A 17192-nucleotide genomic window follows, 5' to 3' on the forward strand; every position below is an offset into this window, starting at 1 on the left:
AAGCAGAATTATCCATAAGATTAGCCAAGATATCCCTGATGCCTCTCAGCGGGCAAAACGGCACCTGGCGTTAAGGGGTTCAACATGTTTTTCATCACGAATGTACAACTCACCTGAAAAAACGTTATTCCGCAGAATTTGATTTAGCGCAATTTTATTGACACATCATATATTCGAAATGATTAATCCGTATTTTTCCTTTTCCCGGAGTAATATTCCAACTTAATATTTTCGAAAGAGTAACAGTGTGTCATCACGATAAAAATCGTTAATTATTAGTCCATTAAGTCACATTCAATTCATGGCGAGCTAATTGTATTTCTGTACTATATTAAACTTTGTAATGTATGGTAAATATAGTCTGATTAAGAGTTTTCTTAGACCCAATACAAGGGTATGCTTATTTATATCGAACACAGGAAGTGAATTTCGGTCGACTTCGGTCACGGCAGAATGTCTATTTCTGCTCTTCTCTTCGTATTTGCCTGGCGCTCAGGTTACGCAACGGACATCACGTCCCACAGTCAATAAGGATATGAGTATGGCTACCCAAACGATGATGCAAAAACTTAACGCGCAGATGAACCTTGAGTTCTACGCCTCGAATCTGCACCTTCACTTAAGCGCGTGGTGTGCCGAGAATAGTCTTACGGGGTCTGCCACATTCTTTCGCTCTCAGGCGCAAAGTAACGTCACCCACATGATGCGTGTCTTTAACTTCCTGAAAGCCGCAGGGGCAAATCCTGTCGTTAAAGCCCTTGGTGGGATCAACGAAAACTACTCCTGCCTGGAAGAACTGTTTCAGAAAACGCTTGAAGAGTACGAGCAACGCTGCAGCACGCTCAGCAAACTGGCCGATGAAGCCAAAGCGCAGCAGGATATTACAACGCTCAAATTCTTACGCGATATGGACAAAGAGCAGCAGCAGGATGGCATGCTGCTGAAGACGCTGGCGGATGAAATCCATAATGCGCAGCAGGCGGGTTTATGTCCTGAGCAAACCGACCGTCATCTGCTCGACATTGTGGCAGTTCAGCACCACTGAGTTTTTGGCCTGCTTCCGTCCCGGGGAGCAGGCCCCCCTCCCATCTCCAACCTTCTGCTTTTGCTGAAATTTAACAAATCAGATCTGGCTCCCAATGATTAACCACACAACGTGTGATGATTTATTTAGTTACATAATCATTGACGAGGGAGCATCATGATCACCATTGAGTTTGTTGTCATTCTCCTCTGCCTGCTGACGGGTACGCGTTTCGGCGGTATGGGGCTTGGGTTAATCAGCGGTATTGGTCTTTTTATTTTATGTTTTGTCTTTGGTCTGCAACCGGGTAAACCGCCGGTTGACGTTATGCTGACCATCCTTGCGGTGATTGGCTGTGCGGCTACGCTGCAGACTGCGGGCGGCCTCAACGTCATGATGCAGTTTGCCGAACGTCTGCTGCGCAAACACCCGCAGCACATCACCCTGCTCGCCCCTTTCACCACCTGGATGCTGACTTTTCTGTGCGGCACCGGCCATGTGGTCTACACCATGTTCCCCATCATCGCGGATATCGCCCTGAAAAAAGGGATCCGCCCCGAGCGCCCCATGGCCGTGGCGTCGGTGGCATCACAGATGGCGATTACGGCTTCCCCCGTTTCCGTTGCCGTTGTGTCGCTGGTGTCTATCCTGGCAGCCCAGCATGGGATCGGCCACGCGTGGGGGATCCTGGAAATTCTCGCCGTGTCGGTTCCCGCTTCGCTCATCGGCGTAGCCATTGCGGCCCTGTGGAGTTTACGCCGTGGGAAAGATTTGGCTGACGACATAGAGTTTCAGGAAAAGCTAAAAGATCCTAAGCAGCGCGAGTTTATCTACGGCGGTACGGAGACGTTAATGAATCAGCGTTTCCCTAAACAGGCCTACTGGTCCACGTGGATTTTCTTTGCCGGTATTGCCGTGGTCGTTTTGCTGGGGGCATTTCCGGAACTGCGCCCCGCCTTTGAAGTGAAAGGCAAAATGACGGCGCTGTCGATGAACCTTGTCATTCAGATGATGATGTTAATTGCGGGCGCCGTGATGCTGATGGCCTGTAAGGTTAATGCGTCGGCCATTTCCAACGGCGCGGTGTTTAAGGCCGGTATGGTCGCGATCTTCTCGGTGTTCGGCGTGGCGTGGATGAGCGATACCTTTTTTCAGGCGCATCTCGACGAGTTAAAGCTGGCGCTGGAAGGCGTGGTGAAGAGCCACCCGTGGACGTATGCCATTGTGCTGTTTCTGGTGTCAAAACTGGTGAACAGCCAGGCGGCTGCGCTGACGGCCGTTGCGCCAATGGGTCTCATGCTCGGCATCGACCCGAAAATGCTGATCGCCTTTTTCCCGGCGTCCTACGGCTATTTTGTCCTGCCGACCTATCCCAGTGATTTGGCCTGCATCGGCTTTGACCGTTCAGGCACCACCCGCATCGGCAAATTTATCATCAACCACAGCTTTATTCTGCCAGGGCTGATTGGGGTAAGCTGCGCGTGCGCGGCGAGCTACCTGCTGGTCCAGACGTTCTTTTAACCGCTTCAAAGGGCGACACGTGCCGTCGCCCCTACCCCTGCTTTAGTGGGACTCACCCTGCGGCGTGAATCGCAGCTCAATCAGCGCGATAGCTTTCTGGATCGCACGAAGCGTAACCGGGTCAGCGGCAGCAGGATGGCTGGCGAAATCGATGTTTTTCAGCTGCGTAGACATCTTCTCGCGCACTTCAACCGGCGCAATCACGTCCAGAACATCAAGGATTTGTTTGATAACCAGCTGACAGGCGACAACGTCAGAGACCAGTTCCTGATCGGCGCTCAGGTTTTGTGACATGGGTTTTCTCCTTATTTAAAGGCCGCCATAGTAGCAAAACACGTCCCCTGACATCTTCCCTTCGTCGCCTGCAGGTACAAAAAAACCCGCCGAAGCAGGTTTTTTTAATCAGAACATGGCGCCTGGCGGCACGTCTTTGAACGTGCGGCAGTAATTGGCCCACATGCTTTTCAGGATTTTGCGCAGTTTCACGATGATGCTCCATTAACTTGTTATACAACTTTATTGTCAACGTGCTTATAATATGACCATTATCACAAAAATCAATCATTTTGTGATACTCATCACATTTTTATGAGGAATTAGCCTGATAGCACTCCCCTCTGACCCGTTGCGAAGAGTGAGGGCAGATTGTCCGGCTATTCCAGGCATTGCAGCGGGCATCTGCGGGTACGATAAGGTATTTCCATCCACTCAGAGCGAACCATGAAAAGAGTCATTGTAGCCGGCACAATCCTGCTGCTCGCGGGGTGTAGTATCAACCGCCAGGCTGAAGTCAGCAGCCTCGACGCGCCGAACGGCATCGTCCGCCTCGATTACGGCCAGGCAGCGCTGCAAAATGCGTATTCCGATGAGTATGTGAATAACGGCACGGCGGCAAAAGCGTGTCAGAGCATGGGGTATGCCACCGCTTCAGCCTATGGTCAGCCCATCAAAACCTGTACCCTGACGAGCGGCTCTTTGTGCCTGAACGAGAGCGTGACTATCCAGTATAAATGTATGGGTTACGCCGTTAACCCTAAGTCAAATAATCCCTGGTATTAATCAACGCTGCCAGCGCTTGCTGGCAGTATATTTCATTACGAACAAAAACAATTCTCATTAATAAATTATAAAAATCGCCAATGCGTTTTATTCCCATTCGTATTTTAAATAAATAAAATAAAAATTTTACGTTTTGCAAATAATTAAATAACAAATTATAGTGTCGCTCATTGTGAACCAGAAATAATAATCCGGAGCGTCACCATGCTGAAAACTGAAATGATCGACAAGCTCAACGCACAAATGAACCTTGAGCTTTTTTCATCCCTGCTCTACCAGCAGATGAGCGCCTGGTGCAGCTACCACAGCTTCGAAGGTGCGGCCGCGTTTCTGCGTCGTCACGCTCAGGAAGAGATGACCCACATGCAGCGTCTGTTTGATTATCTTACGGATACGGGCAGCCTGCCGCGCATTGAAACCGTGACATCACCTTTCGCTGAGTATAATTCTCTCGATGAACTGTTCCGCGCCACCTACGAGCACGAGCAGCTGATCACGCAGAAAATTAACGAACTGGTTCATGCCGCAATGACCAGCCAGGATTATCCAACCTTTAATTTCCTGCAGTGGTACGTCGCTGAGCAACACGAAGAAGAGAAGCTGTTTAAATCCGTGCTGGACAAATTATCTCTGGTGGGGAAATCCGGCGAAGGCCTTTACTTTATTGATAAAGAACTTTCCACTCTTGATACGCAGAATTAATTTCAGCGCGGTGCCGGTTTCCGGCACCGCGTTAATTTACATACAGCCCGCACAGCTGGTGCAGCGCCAGTCATGGGGATTCACGGCCTGGTAAAAATAGCGGTAGCTGGAGGTCTCCAGCGGAATCCCCACCTCGAAGAACATATCCGTTAACCAGTCGACATTCTCAACGATCCACTCATCTTCCTGTAAGCCTTGTGCAAAGGTTTCATCTTCAGGATCGATAATCGAATAGATTGCCCAGGTGCCCATATCCTTTTCGCGGCGGGACTCGGGAAGTATCAGGGGCTGGTTCTGCCAGCTAATTATCCAGTGGCCATGGCACAACAGGTTACCTCCCCGGCTCCATGCCGCAGTAAAGGGATTCTCCCCAGCCATAAAACCCTCACTTAATTTGATAATTTATATTTATTGTTTACGTTACGCCGGAATGTCGCCTGGCAACATTGCCCTTATGAAGTAGGCCTGCGCCTAAAAAGGGTCAGAGCTCCAGTAGTTCGTAAATAATTCATTACACTACTTGTAACGGTGATTTGACGAGTTACGGCTTTTCCCTTACTCTGCGCCGCAGATTTTGTCGCGGTTAAGCATCGTTGTAGAGGAAAGCGTGAGAAACAGAACCCTGGGAAGTATTTTTATCGTCGCCGGAACGACGATTGGCGCAGGAATGCTGGCAATGCCCCTGGCAGCCGCGGGCGTAGGATTTGGCATGACCCTGCTGCTGCTGGGTACGCTCTGGGCGCTGATGTGCTACACCGCCCTGCTGCTGCTTGAGGTTTACCAGCACGTGCCCGCCGACACCGGTCTGGGTTCGCTTGCGGCGCGCTATCTGGGACGCTACGGCCAGTGGATAACCGGCTTTAGCATGATGTTCCTGATGTACGCCCTGACCGCCGCCTATATCAGCGGCGCCGGGGAACTCATCGCCTCCAGCGTCAACGACTGGTTTGGCTCTGACATCACCCCAGCGACGGGGGCTATCTTCTTTGCGCTCATCGGCGGCGGCGTGGTCTGCGTGGGGACATCGCTGGTCGATCTGTTTAACCGCTTTCTGTTCAGCGCCAAAATTCTCTTCCTGATCGTCATGCTGGTGCTGCTGGCGCCGCACGTGCACAAGGTCAACCTGCTGACGCTGCCGCTGGAAAAAGGGCTGGCGCTCTCCGCGATCCCGGTCATTTTCACCTCGTTTGGCTTCCACGGCAGCGTGCCGAGCATCGTCAGCTATATGAACGGTGATATCCGCAAGCTGCGCCGCGTCTTTGTTATCGGCAGCGCGATCCCGCTGATCGCCTATATCTTCTGGCAGCTGGTGACGCTGGGCAGCATTGACTCTTCAACCTTTATTGGGCTGATGGCGCAACATGCTGGCCTGAACGGTTTTTTGCTGGCGCTGCGCGAGGTCGTCACCTCCCCGCACGTGGAGCTGGCGGTACACCTGTTTGCCGACCTGGCGCTGGCAACCTCGTTCCTGGGCGTGGCGCTCGGCCTTTTTGATTATCTGGCCGACCTGTTCCAGCGTCGCAATACCGCGGCCGGACGGTTGCAGACGGGGGCCATCACCTTCCTGCCGCCGCTGGCGTTCGCGCTATTTTACCCACGCGGGTTTGTGATGGCGCTGGGCTACGCAGGGGTAGCGCTCTCTATCCTGGCCCTGCTGCTCCCTTCCCTGCTGGCGTGGAAGAGCCGCCAGCAGCATCCTCAGCAGGGATATCGCGTGGCGGGAGGAAAACCGCTGCTGTGCGTTGTGTTTGGCTGTGGGGTGGTGATTATTCTGGTGCAGGTATTGATTGCAGCCGGGATGCTGCCGGAAGTGGGTTAAATAAAAAAGGGGCTATCATCAGCCCCTTTTTTATTAGTGCAAACAGCAGCTCTTAAACTTCTTCCCGCTGCCGCAAGGACACGGATCGTTACGTCCGACCTTCGTGCCGTTCACCGTCGGCTTCTTCACTTCCGGCTGCTGCGGGTTGTTTACCCAGTATTGATATAGACGCAGTGCCGCAGGCTGGATGCTTTCGATGCTGGCGATATACTCCTCTTCGGACAGTTCATCCAGCTTTTCGCTGTTCTCTTCCGTCCCGTGCAGGGCAATCACGTCAAGATCGGCCTTCAGGGCTTCCGGCAGGGCTGACCAGTCCGTCAGCGCCACGCCGCGCATATAGCCATAGCACCACTCTTCCACCACGGTATAGCTCTCACCGTCAACATCGTTATAACCGAACATCGGTTCAAACTGATCCGGGTACTCGCTCAGGCGCTCGGCAATATCGTTCATATGCTTAAAGCAGAGATCGATAAAACGATTCATCTCACGATCGTTTTTCCAGCGCGGAATGTACTTCTCGCCACCCCACACCGCCACCAGCCAGGCATCTGGCTCAACGACAACAGGACCGGAAAGCACTGCGGTAAGCATGCCGTCCAGTTCGGACACGTCAATCACGGACGCGTCATCATGACCGTAAGACATTAACGTCTCTTCAAGCCACGCCATTTCGCTTTCATTCAATGGGCCTTCAGTCATCGCTGTTACTCCTGCAAAAGGAAACGATCCTAACACATATCTCACGCCTCTCCGGGCTGAAGTTTAGGTCTTTATTGCTGCAAAAACGTGCAAATCGTGACCTTTGCACAACTTATGGGCTTTATTGTTAACGATATGTGATCTCCGCTGTAATTTCTTCTCCTCCCGCAAGGCGGCATAACGCGGCGCTCTATACTCAAACATGTCGCATGCCCGTCAATGGGTTAACCATTCTGGCAACGTTTTTGCTTAACGTTCTTCGCGCGCCTCTGCGCAGGGAAATCTCGCCGTAATATGCAGGATGCCGTCTGTATCTTGTTCGTTTAGTGCATTTTGTTCTTGCTCGTGTTTCGGATTGGCTGCGCCGTCGGGCGTTCGGGTTTACGCCGTGGTGCAAAAACCTCTTTGCTAAGGAACATAATAATGTCGCTGAAATTAATCAGAACTCCTCTTTCTCTTGTGTTGGCCGGTTGCCTGGTGACGGCGTTTTCCGCCCGGGCAGATATTGTGATTGGCGTGGCCGGGCCGTTCACGGGTCCGAATGCCACCTATGGCGATCAGTACTGGCACGGCGCAACGCAGGCCGCTGAAGACATTAATGCCGCAGGCGGCATTAACGGCGAGAAGATCAAACTGGTTCAGGGGGATGATGCCTGCGAGCCCAAGCAGGCCGTGGCCGTCGCCAACCGTTTAGTTGACCAGGATAAAGTCAACGCCGTGGTCGGCCATTTCTGCTCCTCTTCCACAATGCCCGCCTCCGAGGTGTATAGCGACGCGGGCATTATTGCGATTACCCCCGGCTCAACTAACCCGCTGATCACCGAACGCGGCATGAGCGATATGTTCCGCATGTGCGGACGCGATGACCAGCAGGGTCAGGTTGCCAGCGACTTCATCATCGACAAGCTGAAAGCCAAACGCGTGGTGATTATTCACGATAAAGACACCTATGGTCAGGGTCTGGCTGACGCCACCAAAGCGGCGCTGGCGAAACGCGGGGTTCAGGATGTGATGTATGAGGGGTTATCTCGCGGTGAAAAAGACTTTAACGCGCTGGTGACCAAGATCGGCGCGCAAAAACCGGACGTCGTGTTCTTCGGTGGCTGTCACCCGGAAGCCGGTCCGCTGGTTCGCCAGATGCGTGAACAGGGCGTGCAGGCGAAATTCTTCTCCGGCGACTGCATTGTCAACGAAGAGATGGTGACCGCCGCGGGTGGCCCGCAATACACCAACGGCATTTACATGACCTTCGGTAAAGATCCGCGCCTTATCCCGGACGGTAAAGCGGTTATCGAGAAATTCCGCGCCGGTAAATTCGAGCCGGAAGGTTACACCCTTTACTCCTATGCCTCCGTACAGGCTATTGCCGCAGCCTTCAAGGCCACCGGCGGCAAGGACTCCGCCAAAGCCAGCGAGTGGCTGAAAGCCAATTCCGTCGACACGGTGATGGGCAAAAAAGCCTGGGACAGCAAGGGCGATCTGAAAGTGTCTGACTACGTGGTTTATCAGTGGGACGACAAAGGCAAATATAAGGAAGTGCAGTAACGGGACGGAGTCACGCTCAACGTCGGCGGGCCTGCCCGTCGGCGCGTAATAAACATCAGGCTGCGCGCATCGCGCAGCCTATAAAACGAGCGCGCTAAGATGAGTACATTCTTCCTGCAACAGTTAATCAATGGCTTAACGCTGGGCTCCGTCTACGGTTTAATCGCCATCGGCTACACCATGGTGTACGGCATTATCGGGATGATCAATTTCGCCCACGGCGAAGTGTATATGATTTCCGCCTATCTCTGCGCCATCGGCCTGGCGCTGCTCTCGTTCTTCGGTCTGCAGTCGTTCCCGCTGCTGATCCTCGGGACGCTGGTGTTCACCATCGTGGTAACCGGGGTGTACGGCTGGACCATCGAGCGTATCGCCTACAAGCCGCTGCGCAACTCGACGCGCCTGGCGCCGCTGATCTCCGCCATTGGGATGTCTCTTATTCTGCAAAACTACGCGCAGCTGAGCCAGGGTCCGCGCCAGCAAGGGGTGCCGACCATGCTGGACGGCGTGATTCGCCTGCATCTGGGCGACGGGTTCGTACAGATAACCTACACCAAAGTGTTTATTCTGGTTGCCTCGTTTGCCGGCATGCTGGTGCTCACCTGGATTATCAACCATACCCGGCTGGGCCGGATGTGCCGCGCGGTACAGCAGGATCGTAAGATGGCCTCCATTCTGGGCATTAACACCGACCGGATTATTTCACTGGTCTTCGTCATCGGCGCGGCGATGGCCGGTCTGGCGGGCGTGCTGATCACCATGAATTACGGCACCTTTGATTTCTACGTCGGGTTCGTGATCGGCATTAAAGCCTTTACCGCGGCGGTACTCGGCGGCATCGGCTCCCTCCCCGGCGCCATGCTCGGTGGCCTTATCCTGGGCGTGGCGGAAGCCCAGTTCTCGGGCATGGTGAACTCAGACTATAAAGATGTCTTTTCGTTCGGCCTGCTGGTCATGATCCTTATTTTCCGTCCCCAGGGGCTGCTTGGGCGCCCGATTGTGGCCAAAGTGTGAGGGAGAGAATGATGACGTCACACGGTTTTTCACTTAAACGCTGCATGCTGGACGCGATTTTTTCCGGGCTGATTGCGCTGATTATTTTCGGCCCCATTGCGGGCGTGGTGCTGGACGGTTACAGCTTTAACTTCGCCGGGCAGCGGCTGGCCTGGATGGTCGGCATCGTCATGCTCGGGCGTTTTCTGTTGAGCGCCTTTTTAGATACCGCCGCGGGCGCCCGTTTCCAGTCACGCTTCGAAGCCGATAGCGCGGGCGTATATGTCCGGCCACCGGAATACAAAAGCCGCATGCGCTGGATTATTCCTCTGGTGATTACCCTTGCGATTTGCTTTCCGTTTGTCGCCACGAAATATGTGCTGACCGTCGCCATTCTCGGGCTGATCTACGTGCTTCTCGGTCTGGGGCTGAATATCGTCGTGGGTCTGGCCGGTCTGCTGGATCTGGGATATGTCGCGTTCTACGCAATTGGGGCGTACGGTCTGGCGCTGGGATACCAGTATCTCGGCTTAGGCTTCTGGAGCATGCTGCCGCTGGCGGCAATTATGGCCGCCGCCGCAGGCGCCCTGCTCGGTTTCCCGGTACTGCGCATGCACGGTGACTATCTGGCCATCGTCACCCTCGGGTTCGGGGAGATCATTCGCCTGATACTGAACAACTGGCTGACCTTCACCGGCGGACCAAACGGCGTGTCGGCCCCTCCCCCCACCTTTTTCGGTCTGGAATTTGGACGACGCGCGAAAGAAGGCGGCGTGCCCTTCCACGAGTTTTTCCACCTGACCTACAACCCGAACATGAAGTTTATTTTTATCTACGCGGTGCTGTTCCTGGTGGTGATGCTGGTGCTCTATATCAAGCACCGCCTGACGCGGATGCCGATTGGTCGGGCGTGGGAAGCCCTGCGTGAAGACGAAATTGCCTGCCGCTCGATGGGGTTAAATCATGTTCTGGTTAAGCTGTCGGCCTTTACGCTGGGCGCATCGACCGCAGGGATTGCCGGGGTGTTCTTCGCCACCTATCAGGGGTTCGTGAACCCGACCTCCTTTACCTTCTTTGAATCTGCACTGATCCTCGCCATCGTGGTGCTGGGCGGGATGGGCTCAACGCTTGGCGTGGTGCTGGCCGCCTTTGTGCTCACGGTAACGCCGGAACTGCTGCGCAGTTTTGCCGAGTACCGCGTCCTGCTGTTTGGCATGCTCATGGTGGTGATGATGATCTGGCGTCCGCGCGGTTTGATCCGTATTAACCGCAGCGGGTTTGCCGTGCGTAAGGGCGTCGCGCCATGAACGGAACGATATTGCGCGTTGAACATCTGATGATGCACTTCGGCGGGATTAAGGCGCTAAACGACGTCAACCTGGACGTACAGCGTGGCTCAATTACCGCCCTTATTGGGCCAAACGGGGCGGGAAAAACCACCGTGTTTAACTGTCTGACGGGCTTCTACAGGGCCTCCGGCGGCAACATTTTATTTAATACCCGCCATAAAACGACCAACGTTATTCAGGTGCTCGGACAAAAATTCCAGCCGGGTGACTGGATTAACCCCGCGCAGTTCGGGCAGCGTCTGTTCTACAAAATGTTTGGCGGAACGCATCTGGTCAACCGCGCAGGGCTGGCCCGCACGTTTCAAAATATCCGTCTTTTTCGCGAGATGTCTGTCGTGGAAAACCTGCTGGTTGCGCAGCATATGCGCGTTAACCGCAATCTGCTCGCCGGGATCTTAAATACGCCGGCATACCGGCGCGCGGAAAGCGACGCCCTGGACAGGGCCTTCTACTGGCTGGAAGTGGTGGATCTGGTGGAGTGCGCCAATCGTCTGGCGGGAGAGATGTCGTACGGCCAGCAGCGGCGTCTGGAAATTGCGCGAGCAATGTGCACCGGGCCGGAAATGATCTGTCTGGATGAACCCGCCGCCGGGCTTAACCCGGTTGAAACGCATAAGCTCAGCAGCATTATTCGTTTTCTGCGGGATCATCATGACATCACGGTATTACTGATTGAGCATGATATGGGGATGGTGATGGAGATTTCGGACGACATTATCGTACTCGACCACGGGGATGTTATTGCCAGGGGAAAACCCGAGCAGATCCAGCATGATGAAAAGGTCATTGCCGCCTACCTGGGTACGGATGAAAGCGAGGTCAATCTATGAGCGAACCGCTGCTGGCATTTCGCGAGGTGGATGTGTTTTATGGCGTCATTCAGGCGCTTAAACAGGTTTCCCTCGAGGTCAATAAGGGTGAAACCGTGGCGCTGATTGGCGCAAACGGCGCGGGTAAATCGACATTGCTGATGTCCATCTTTGGCCAGCCCCGCATTCGCAGCGGACAGATCCTTTTCGGCGGCGAAGATATCAGCCATAAATCCACCCACTACGTCGCGTCCGGCGGCATTGCGCAGGCGCCGGAAGGCAGACGAATCTTCCCGGATATGACCGTTGAAGAGAACCTGCTGATGGGGACCATCCCCATTGGCAGCCAGTTTGCCGCTGAGGATATGCAAACCATGTTCGACCTCTTCCCCCGCCTTAAAGAGCGGCGCAAGCAGCGCGCGATGACCATGTCCGGCGGGGAACAGCAGATGCTGGCGATCGCCCGGGCGCTGATGAGCCGTCCGAAGCTGCTGCTGCTGGATGAACCGAGCCTCGGGCTGGCGCCGATTGTGGTGAAACAGATCTTCCAGACGCTGCGCGAGCTGGCCCGCAACGGCATGACCATCTTTCTGGTGGAGCAGAATGCGCATCACGCGCTGAAGCTTTCCGACCGCGGGTATGTGATGGTTAACGGGCAGATCCGGCTGAGCGGCAGCGGCGAGGAGCTGCTGGGAAATCAGGAGGTGAGGAAGGCGTATTTGGGCGGGGTTTGACTGGCTGATATCAGGCACAAAAAAACCACCTTTCGGTGGTTTCACGACACTGCTTATTGCTTTGATTATTCTTTGTTTATCATGGAACCCGGATGGGACTTGCACCCATATAGCGCGAACGATGAGGATTGTGAATAACGCGTTTTATCACAAAGTTAAGCTATAAGGACTCATTATTGCTGCGTACAGGTAAAACCGCCGTTTATAGTCGGATTACAATTAGTTTCCAGGGTAGGTTTAGGTTGAATACTTTGATTATATGCAGCGCTAGCTGCATTCAGGTTAGCCGCCTTTTGTTGCCATCCTGCTGCCGTACTTTGTGCAATAGCCGCACAATCTGCCGCACTGACCGTAGAAGTGCCCGCCTGTATTCTGGCTTGCATCATTTGAGCCGCTTCCGACCCGCTGGTGAACGTGTCACCGCTCATAGCCTGACATAATTCATAGTCAGAGGCGTTAGGATTATTAGCACATCCCGTCATCACTACTGATAAAAAAGCAGCTATCATTATTTTTTTCATTTTTAATTATCCAATTCTTTTAAAATCTAGAGTCTTTCCCGACAGGGATACGGCTTCTTGTTATTGTAAAATATACATTTTGTTAACTGAAATAGGTGTGTTTCTGGTAAAGACATTCCTTGCCAGGACTTAACCCCGTGAACATAAGACTGACGGTTTGATCCGACAATATAGCGAATCGCCACCAGCAATTATCAAATTAAACGTCTTCTCGCTACGGCTAAGATACATCACTATTATTTTTTTGCGCGAATTAATTAATATTAGAAATGCATTAACTTAAATCAGTTTGATTTGCATCAATTTATGCGAACCGTGTTTCATTCGAAACTTGAAGATACTCGGCTAAAACACAACCGTCTTTAAACATGACTATCTATTTAATAAAAAAGGAAAAATGGCTGATGTAGAGTGTACGGGACAGGATTGTCCTTTTCCTGTGGCGAGTCAAGCTGACGAAAAAAGTGAACAGAAATTACAGGCACAAAAAAACCACCTTTCGGTGGTTTCACGACACTGCTTATTGCTTTGATTATTCTTTGTTTCCCATGGTACCCGGAGTGGGACTTGAACCCACACAGCGCGAACGCCGAGGGATTTTAAATCCCTTGTGTCTACCGATTCCACCATCCGGGCTCGGGAAGAAAGTGGAGGCGCGTTCCGGAGTCGAACCGGACTAGACGGATTTGCAATCCGCTACATAACCGCTTTGCTAACGCGCCGTAAAACTTTTAAAACTGACACCCGCTACTGCGCATGTCTTTAATCTGGAGCGGGAAACGAGACTCGAACTCGCGACCCCGACCTTGGCAAGGTCGTGCTCTACCAACTGAGCTATTCCCGCATGTCATCAAGTAAACATCTAACCACTTGATTTCATTATCGTCCGGCTTGCTGTGCCGCCGTTCGATGCGTTGCATTCTACTGATATGACGTTATGAGTCAACGTTATTTTTTGCATCCCCGGATCGTTTGCTGAAAATTACGGCGAAACGATCACTGATCAAGCAAATCCCCGCGCGCAGCGTTCAAATATTGCAGCATGGACCACAGCGTCAGCACTGCCGCCACCCACAGCAGACCAATTCCCGCCCATTCAACCCAGGCGTTCGGACGCCAGAGCATCCAGACCAGCGCCGCCATCTGCGCCGTCGTTTTGACTTTACCAATCCACGAGACCGCCACGCTGCTGCGTTTGCCCAGTTCCGCCATCCATTCGCGCAGCGCAGAGATAATGATCTCGCGGCCGATCATGGTTGCTGCGGGCAGCGTCACCCACCAGGTATGATAGTGCTCGGCTACCAGCACCATGGCGATAGCAACCATCACTTTGTCTGCCACCGGATCGAGGAAGGCGCCGAAACGCGTGCTTTGATTCCAGCGGCGCGCCAGATAGCCATCAAACCAGTCGGTGACCGCTGCGATCAGGAAGATCAATGCGCAGGCGAAAGGTGCCCAGACGACCGGCAGGTAAAATGCCAGTACAAAGAACGGGATGAGTACAACACGAAAGAGAGTGAGCAACGTAGGGATATTAAATTGCATAATGACGGTAACTGTTTGTTGTCAGTAAAATTTAGCTCTATGTTGCTACAGAGCCCTCAATGTTTCAACGAGTAGTAGATCTTTTCTGCCAGCCCTTGCGAAATACCCGGCACTTTTGCAATTTCCTCCATGCTGGCGTTGAGTAATCCTTGCAATCCGCCCATATATTTCAGCAGCATCTGGCGACGTTTTGGCCCCACGCCTTCGATCGTTTCCAGGCTACTGGTATTTTTCACCTTCGCCCGTTTTTTGCGGTGACCGCTGATAGCATGATCGTGTGATTCATCGCGAATATGCTGGATGACGTGCAGCGCCGGGGAGTCCGGCGGCAGGCTGAAGCCCTCGCCTTCCGGCTCGAAGAACAATGTCTCCAGACCGGCCTTACGATCGGCCCCTTTTGCGACGCCCAGCAGCAGCGGATGGTTTTTATCCCAGCTGACATCAAGCGACTCAAATACCGCTTTCGCCTGGCCGAGCTGCCCTTTCCCGCCGTCAATCAGGATCACATCCGGGATTTTGCTCTCTTCGATGGCTTTACCATAGCGACGACGCAGCACCTGATTCATGGCCGCATAGTCATCGCCCGGCGTGATCCCGGTGATGTTATAGCGGCGATACTCGGCGCGCAGTGGGCCATTCGCATCAAACACCACGCACGACGCCACCGTCTGTTCCCCCATCGTGTGACTGATGTCGAAACACTCCATCCGTTTCACTTCCGGAAGCTTCAGCAGCGTCGCCAGGGCCGTTAAACGCTGGTTGACCGTCGACTGCTGCGACAGCTTAGTGGTGAGTGCCGTCGCCGCGTTGGTTCGCGCCAGCTTAAGATAACGCGCGCGATCGCCGCGCGGTTTAGTTTGTACATTCACCCGACGGCCCGCCAGTTCAGAGAGCGAATCGGCCAGCAGGGTTTTATCGTCAAGATTAAAATCGAGCAGGATCTCAGAAGGCAGCGTGCGCATCTGGCTCCCCTGCAGGTAGAACTGGCCGACAAAGGTTTCCACCACTTCACCCAGTTCAGTACCGCCGGGTACTTTCGGGAAATAGCTGCGGCTGCCGAGCACTTTGCCCTGGCGAATAAACAGCACGTGCACGCAGGCCATCCCGGCGTCAAAGGCTACACCGATGACGTCGAGATCTTCACCGGTATTCGAGACAAACTGTTTCTCAGTGACTCTGCGCACCGCCTGGATTTGGTCGCGGATACGCGCGGCCTCTTCGAACTCGAGTGCGCCGCTGGCTTTTTCCATCCGCGCGATCAGCTGCGTTAAGACCTGATCGTCTTTTCCGGCTAAGAACAGGCGCACATAATCCACCTGCTGGGCATACTCTTCTTCACTTACCAGCCCTTCCACGCAAGGCCCCAGGCAGCGTCCAATCTGGTACTGCAGGCACGGGCGCGAGCGGTTACGGTAAACGCTGTTTTCACACTGGCGGATAGGGAAGATTTTTTGCAGCAGCGCCAGCGTTTCTCGCACGGCATAGCCGTTAGGGAACGGCCCGAAGTATTCGCCCTTGGCGTGTTTTGCACCGCGGTGCATGGCGAGGCGCGGATGGGTATCGCCGCTCAGAAAAATAAACGGGTAGGACTTATCATCACGCAACAGGACGTTATAGCGCGGCTGGTAGAGCTTAATATAGTTGTGCTCAAGCAGCAGCGCTTCTGTCTCGGTGTGCGTGACGGTGACATCAATATTCTGAATGAGTGAGACCAGCGCTTCGGTCTTTCGGGACGCCAGGTTACTGCGAAAATAGCTGGAGAGGCGTTTTTTAAGATCTTTTGCCTTCCCCACGTAGATAACCGTACCGCCAGCGTCATACATGCGATAGACGCCAGGCTGGCTGGTTACGGTTTTCAGAAATGCTTTTGAATCGAACACATCACTCACTGACTTAACAACGTCTCCGCATTACACAAACCGTGCCGGATGGCCAGGTGCGTCAGTTCGACGTCACCATGGATGTTCAGTTTACTGAACATCCGGTAACGATAGCTGTTCACCGTTTTCGGGCTGAGATTCAGCTGTTCCGAGATCTCATTCACCTTCTGACCTTTGGTGATCATCAGCATAATCTGCAATTCACGCTCGGACAAACTGGCAAACGGTGATTCGGTTTTTTCGGGCTCGATCTGACTCAGCGCCATCTGCTGGGCAATGTCGGAAGCTATGTAGCGCTGTCCGGCAAACACGGAACGGATTGCATTGACGACTTCCTGCGGCGCAGCACCTTTACTCAGGTAGCCCGCTGCGCCCGCCTGCATCACTTTCGCGGGCAGTGGGTTTTCGGTATGCACGGTCAGCATGATGACTTTGGTATCAACAAAGGTACGCGCGATTTTGCGTGTTGCTTCAAGGCCACCGATACCGGGCATGTTCATATCCATCAGTACCACATCGGCCGAGTTTGTGCGGCACCATTTTACCGCATCTTCGCCACAGCACGCCTCACCGGCAACTTTAATACCTTTAATATCTTCAAGAATGCGTCGTATCCCTGCGCGCACCAGTTCGTGGTCATCAACAAGAAGGACGTTGATCAAAGGAAATGTCTCCAGAATAGGGATAACGCTACTGAGTGATAATTTGGTTTATATTAACGGTTTTCCTCGCAAGATTAAAACGTTAAAAAACCGGCTATTCGATTTTGCTCTCGTTTTTGGAAATTAGGCTGTACAGTCCGTGGAAAGAGAGACCATGCATTCCGCGCTTTTGCAGCTTTTTTTAAGCATCTGTATTCAAAAAGTTACAAAAAACTTGCAGGCTTTTCCTGCAAAAAAACAGTTCTCAAATTTTTGTAACAATAATTAACGGCAAGCGAACCGGGCATAAACAATTAATAGCCTTTCACGGCGGTTTAGTTTACCGGT

At 53.1% G+C, this 17192-nt stretch carries 18 protein-coding genes and 3 tRNA genes; 10 read left to right on the forward strand and 11 right to left on the reverse strand.

From position 1 onward, the window contains the following. Positions 1-541 precede the first annotated feature (541 nt). Both USF70_RS09330 and USF70_RS09335 read left to right on the forward strand, forming a co-directional pair. On the forward strand, positions 542-1045 hold the full coding sequence (locus tag USF70_RS09330; RefSeq protein ID WP_232937726.1) for a non-heme ferritin-like protein: 504 nt from the start codon (positions 542-544) through the stop codon (positions 1043-1045). 156 nt (positions 1046-1201) lie between these two features. Continuing rightward, on the forward strand, positions 1202-2545 hold the full coding sequence (locus USF70_RS09335) for an anaerobic C4-dicarboxylate transporter (protein ID WP_224979112.1): 1344 nt from the start codon (positions 1202-1204) through the stop codon (positions 2543-2545). A gap of 42 nt (positions 2546-2587) precedes the next feature. On the opposite strand, the gene USF70_RS09340 is transcribed toward USF70_RS09335, so the two are convergent. Together USF70_RS09340 and azuC are read right to left on the reverse strand one after the other, a co-directional pair. After that, positions 2588-2839 (reverse strand): DUF2766 family protein, encoded by a 252-nt coding sequence (locus USF70_RS09340; protein ID WP_008500405.1) that lies wholly within the window; start codon positions 2837-2839, stop codon positions 2588-2590. Between the two features lie 108 nt (positions 2840-2947). Beyond that, positions 2948-3031 (reverse strand): stress response protein AzuC, encoded by an 84-nt coding sequence (gene azuC / locus USF70_RS09345; protein WP_014884364.1) that lies wholly within the window; start codon positions 3029-3031, stop codon positions 2948-2950. A 234-nt stretch (positions 3032-3265) separates the two neighbouring features. Here azuC and yecR point away from each other — a divergent pair, with 234 nt between their 5' ends. Continuing rightward, complete coding sequence (yecR, locus tag USF70_RS09350; protein WP_023336145.1) at positions 3266-3604, forward strand: YecR family lipoprotein; 339 nt, start codon at positions 3266-3268, stop codon at positions 3602-3604. A 204-nt stretch (positions 3605-3808) separates the two neighbouring features. Further along, on the forward strand, positions 3809-4306 hold the full coding sequence (ftnA, locus tag USF70_RS09355; protein ID WP_023336146.1) for a non-heme ferritin: 498 nt from the start codon (positions 3809-3811) through the stop codon (positions 4304-4306). Between the two features lie 36 nt (positions 4307-4342). Here the strand turns inward: ftnA and USF70_RS09360 are convergent, their stop codons facing one another. After that, on the reverse strand, positions 4343-4684 hold the full coding sequence (locus tag USF70_RS09360) for a hypothetical protein (RefSeq protein ID WP_039263769.1): 342 nt from the start codon (positions 4682-4684) through the stop codon (positions 4343-4345). 229 nt (positions 4685-4913) lie between these two features. Here USF70_RS09360 and tyrP point away from each other — a divergent pair, with 229 nt between their 5' ends. After that, positions 4914-6125 (forward strand): tyrosine transporter TyrP, encoded by a 1212-nt coding sequence (tyrP, locus tag USF70_RS09365; RefSeq protein ID WP_048979950.1) that lies wholly within the window; start codon positions 4914-4916, stop codon positions 6123-6125. 33 nt (positions 6126-6158) lie between these two features. Here the strand turns inward: tyrP and USF70_RS09370 are convergent, their stop codons facing one another. Continuing rightward, complete coding sequence (locus USF70_RS09370) at positions 6159-6827, reverse strand: YecA family protein (protein WP_029741940.1); 669 nt, start codon at positions 6825-6827, stop codon at positions 6159-6161. A 423-nt stretch (positions 6828-7250) separates the two neighbouring features. Here USF70_RS09370 and USF70_RS09375 point away from each other — a divergent pair, with 423 nt between their 5' ends. The 5 genes from USF70_RS09375 to USF70_RS09395 all read left to right on the forward strand — a co-directional run bounded on the left by USF70_RS09375 (position 7251) and on the right by USF70_RS09395 (position 12257). After that, the gene (locus USF70_RS09375) at positions 7251-8372 is read left to right on the forward strand and encodes a branched-chain amino acid ABC transporter substrate-binding protein (RefSeq protein ID WP_033145885.1); all 1122 of its coding nucleotides are present in this window, start codon (positions 7251-7253) and stop codon (positions 8370-8372) included. A gap of 99 nt (positions 8373-8471) precedes the next feature. After that, complete coding sequence (locus tag USF70_RS09380; protein WP_023312278.1) at positions 8472-9386, forward strand: ABC transporter permease subunit; 915 nt, start codon at positions 8472-8474, stop codon at positions 9384-9386. 11 nt (positions 9387-9397) lie between these two features. Continuing rightward, on the forward strand, positions 9398-10672 hold the full coding sequence (gene livM, locus USF70_RS09385; RefSeq protein ID WP_047061114.1) for a high-affinity branched-chain amino acid ABC transporter permease LivM: 1275 nt from the start codon (positions 9398-9400) through the stop codon (positions 10670-10672). Beyond that, positions 10669-11544, forward strand: a complete 876-nt coding sequence (locus tag USF70_RS09390; protein ID WP_039263773.1) for an ATP-binding cassette domain-containing protein — start codon at positions 10669-10671, stop codon at positions 11542-11544. The genes livM and USF70_RS09390 overlap by 4 nt, the downstream gene beginning before the upstream one ends. Further along, entirely contained in the window at positions 11541-12257 is a 717-nt protein-coding gene (locus tag USF70_RS09395; RefSeq protein ID WP_033145889.1) for an ABC transporter ATP-binding protein, read from the forward strand. Before USF70_RS09390 ends, USF70_RS09395 begins: the two co-directional genes overlap by 4 nt. A 173-nt stretch (positions 12258-12430) precedes the next feature. Here the strand turns inward: USF70_RS09395 and USF70_RS09400 are convergent, their stop codons facing one another. From USF70_RS09400 to uvrY, 7 genes are all read right to left on the reverse strand, one after another. Beyond that, positions 12431-12778, reverse strand: a complete 348-nt coding sequence (locus tag USF70_RS09400; protein ID WP_126327672.1) for a hypothetical protein — start codon at positions 12776-12778, stop codon at positions 12431-12433. A 549-nt stretch (positions 12779-13327) separates the two neighbouring features. Next, positions 13328-13414 (reverse strand) — tRNA-Leu (locus tag USF70_RS09405). Between the two features lie 12 nt (positions 13415-13426). Beyond that, positions 13427-13500, reverse strand: a tRNA-Cys gene (locus USF70_RS09410). Between the two features lie 46 nt (positions 13501-13546). Continuing rightward, positions 13547-13622: transfer RNA gene (locus USF70_RS09415), tRNA-Gly, on the reverse strand. 152 nt (positions 13623-13774) lie between these two features. Continuing rightward, entirely contained in the window at positions 13775-14323 is a 549-nt protein-coding gene (gene pgsA, locus USF70_RS09420) for a CDP-diacylglycerol--glycerol-3-phosphate 3-phosphatidyltransferase (RefSeq protein ID WP_028019572.1), read from the reverse strand. Between the two features lie 56 nt (positions 14324-14379). Then, positions 14380-16212 carry an excinuclease ABC subunit UvrC gene (gene uvrC, locus USF70_RS09425; protein WP_320735561.1) on the reverse strand — a complete coding sequence of 611 codons (1833 nt, stop codon included), beginning with the start codon at positions 16210-16212 and terminating at the stop codon, positions 14380-14382. Further along, the gene (uvrY, locus tag USF70_RS09430; RefSeq protein WP_013096026.1) at positions 16209-16865 is read right to left on the reverse strand and encodes a UvrY/SirA/GacA family response regulator transcription factor; all 657 of its coding nucleotides are present in this window, start codon (positions 16863-16865) and stop codon (positions 16209-16211) included. Before uvrY ends, uvrC begins: the two co-directional genes overlap by 4 nt. Between the last annotated feature and the right edge of the window lie 327 nt (positions 16866-17192).

Source organism: Enterobacter sp. 237C8 (assembly GCF_034106865.1).
In the GTDB taxonomy this organism is placed as follows: Bacteria; Pseudomonadota; Gammaproteobacteria; order Enterobacterales; family Enterobacteriaceae; genus Enterobacter; species Enterobacter asburiae_B.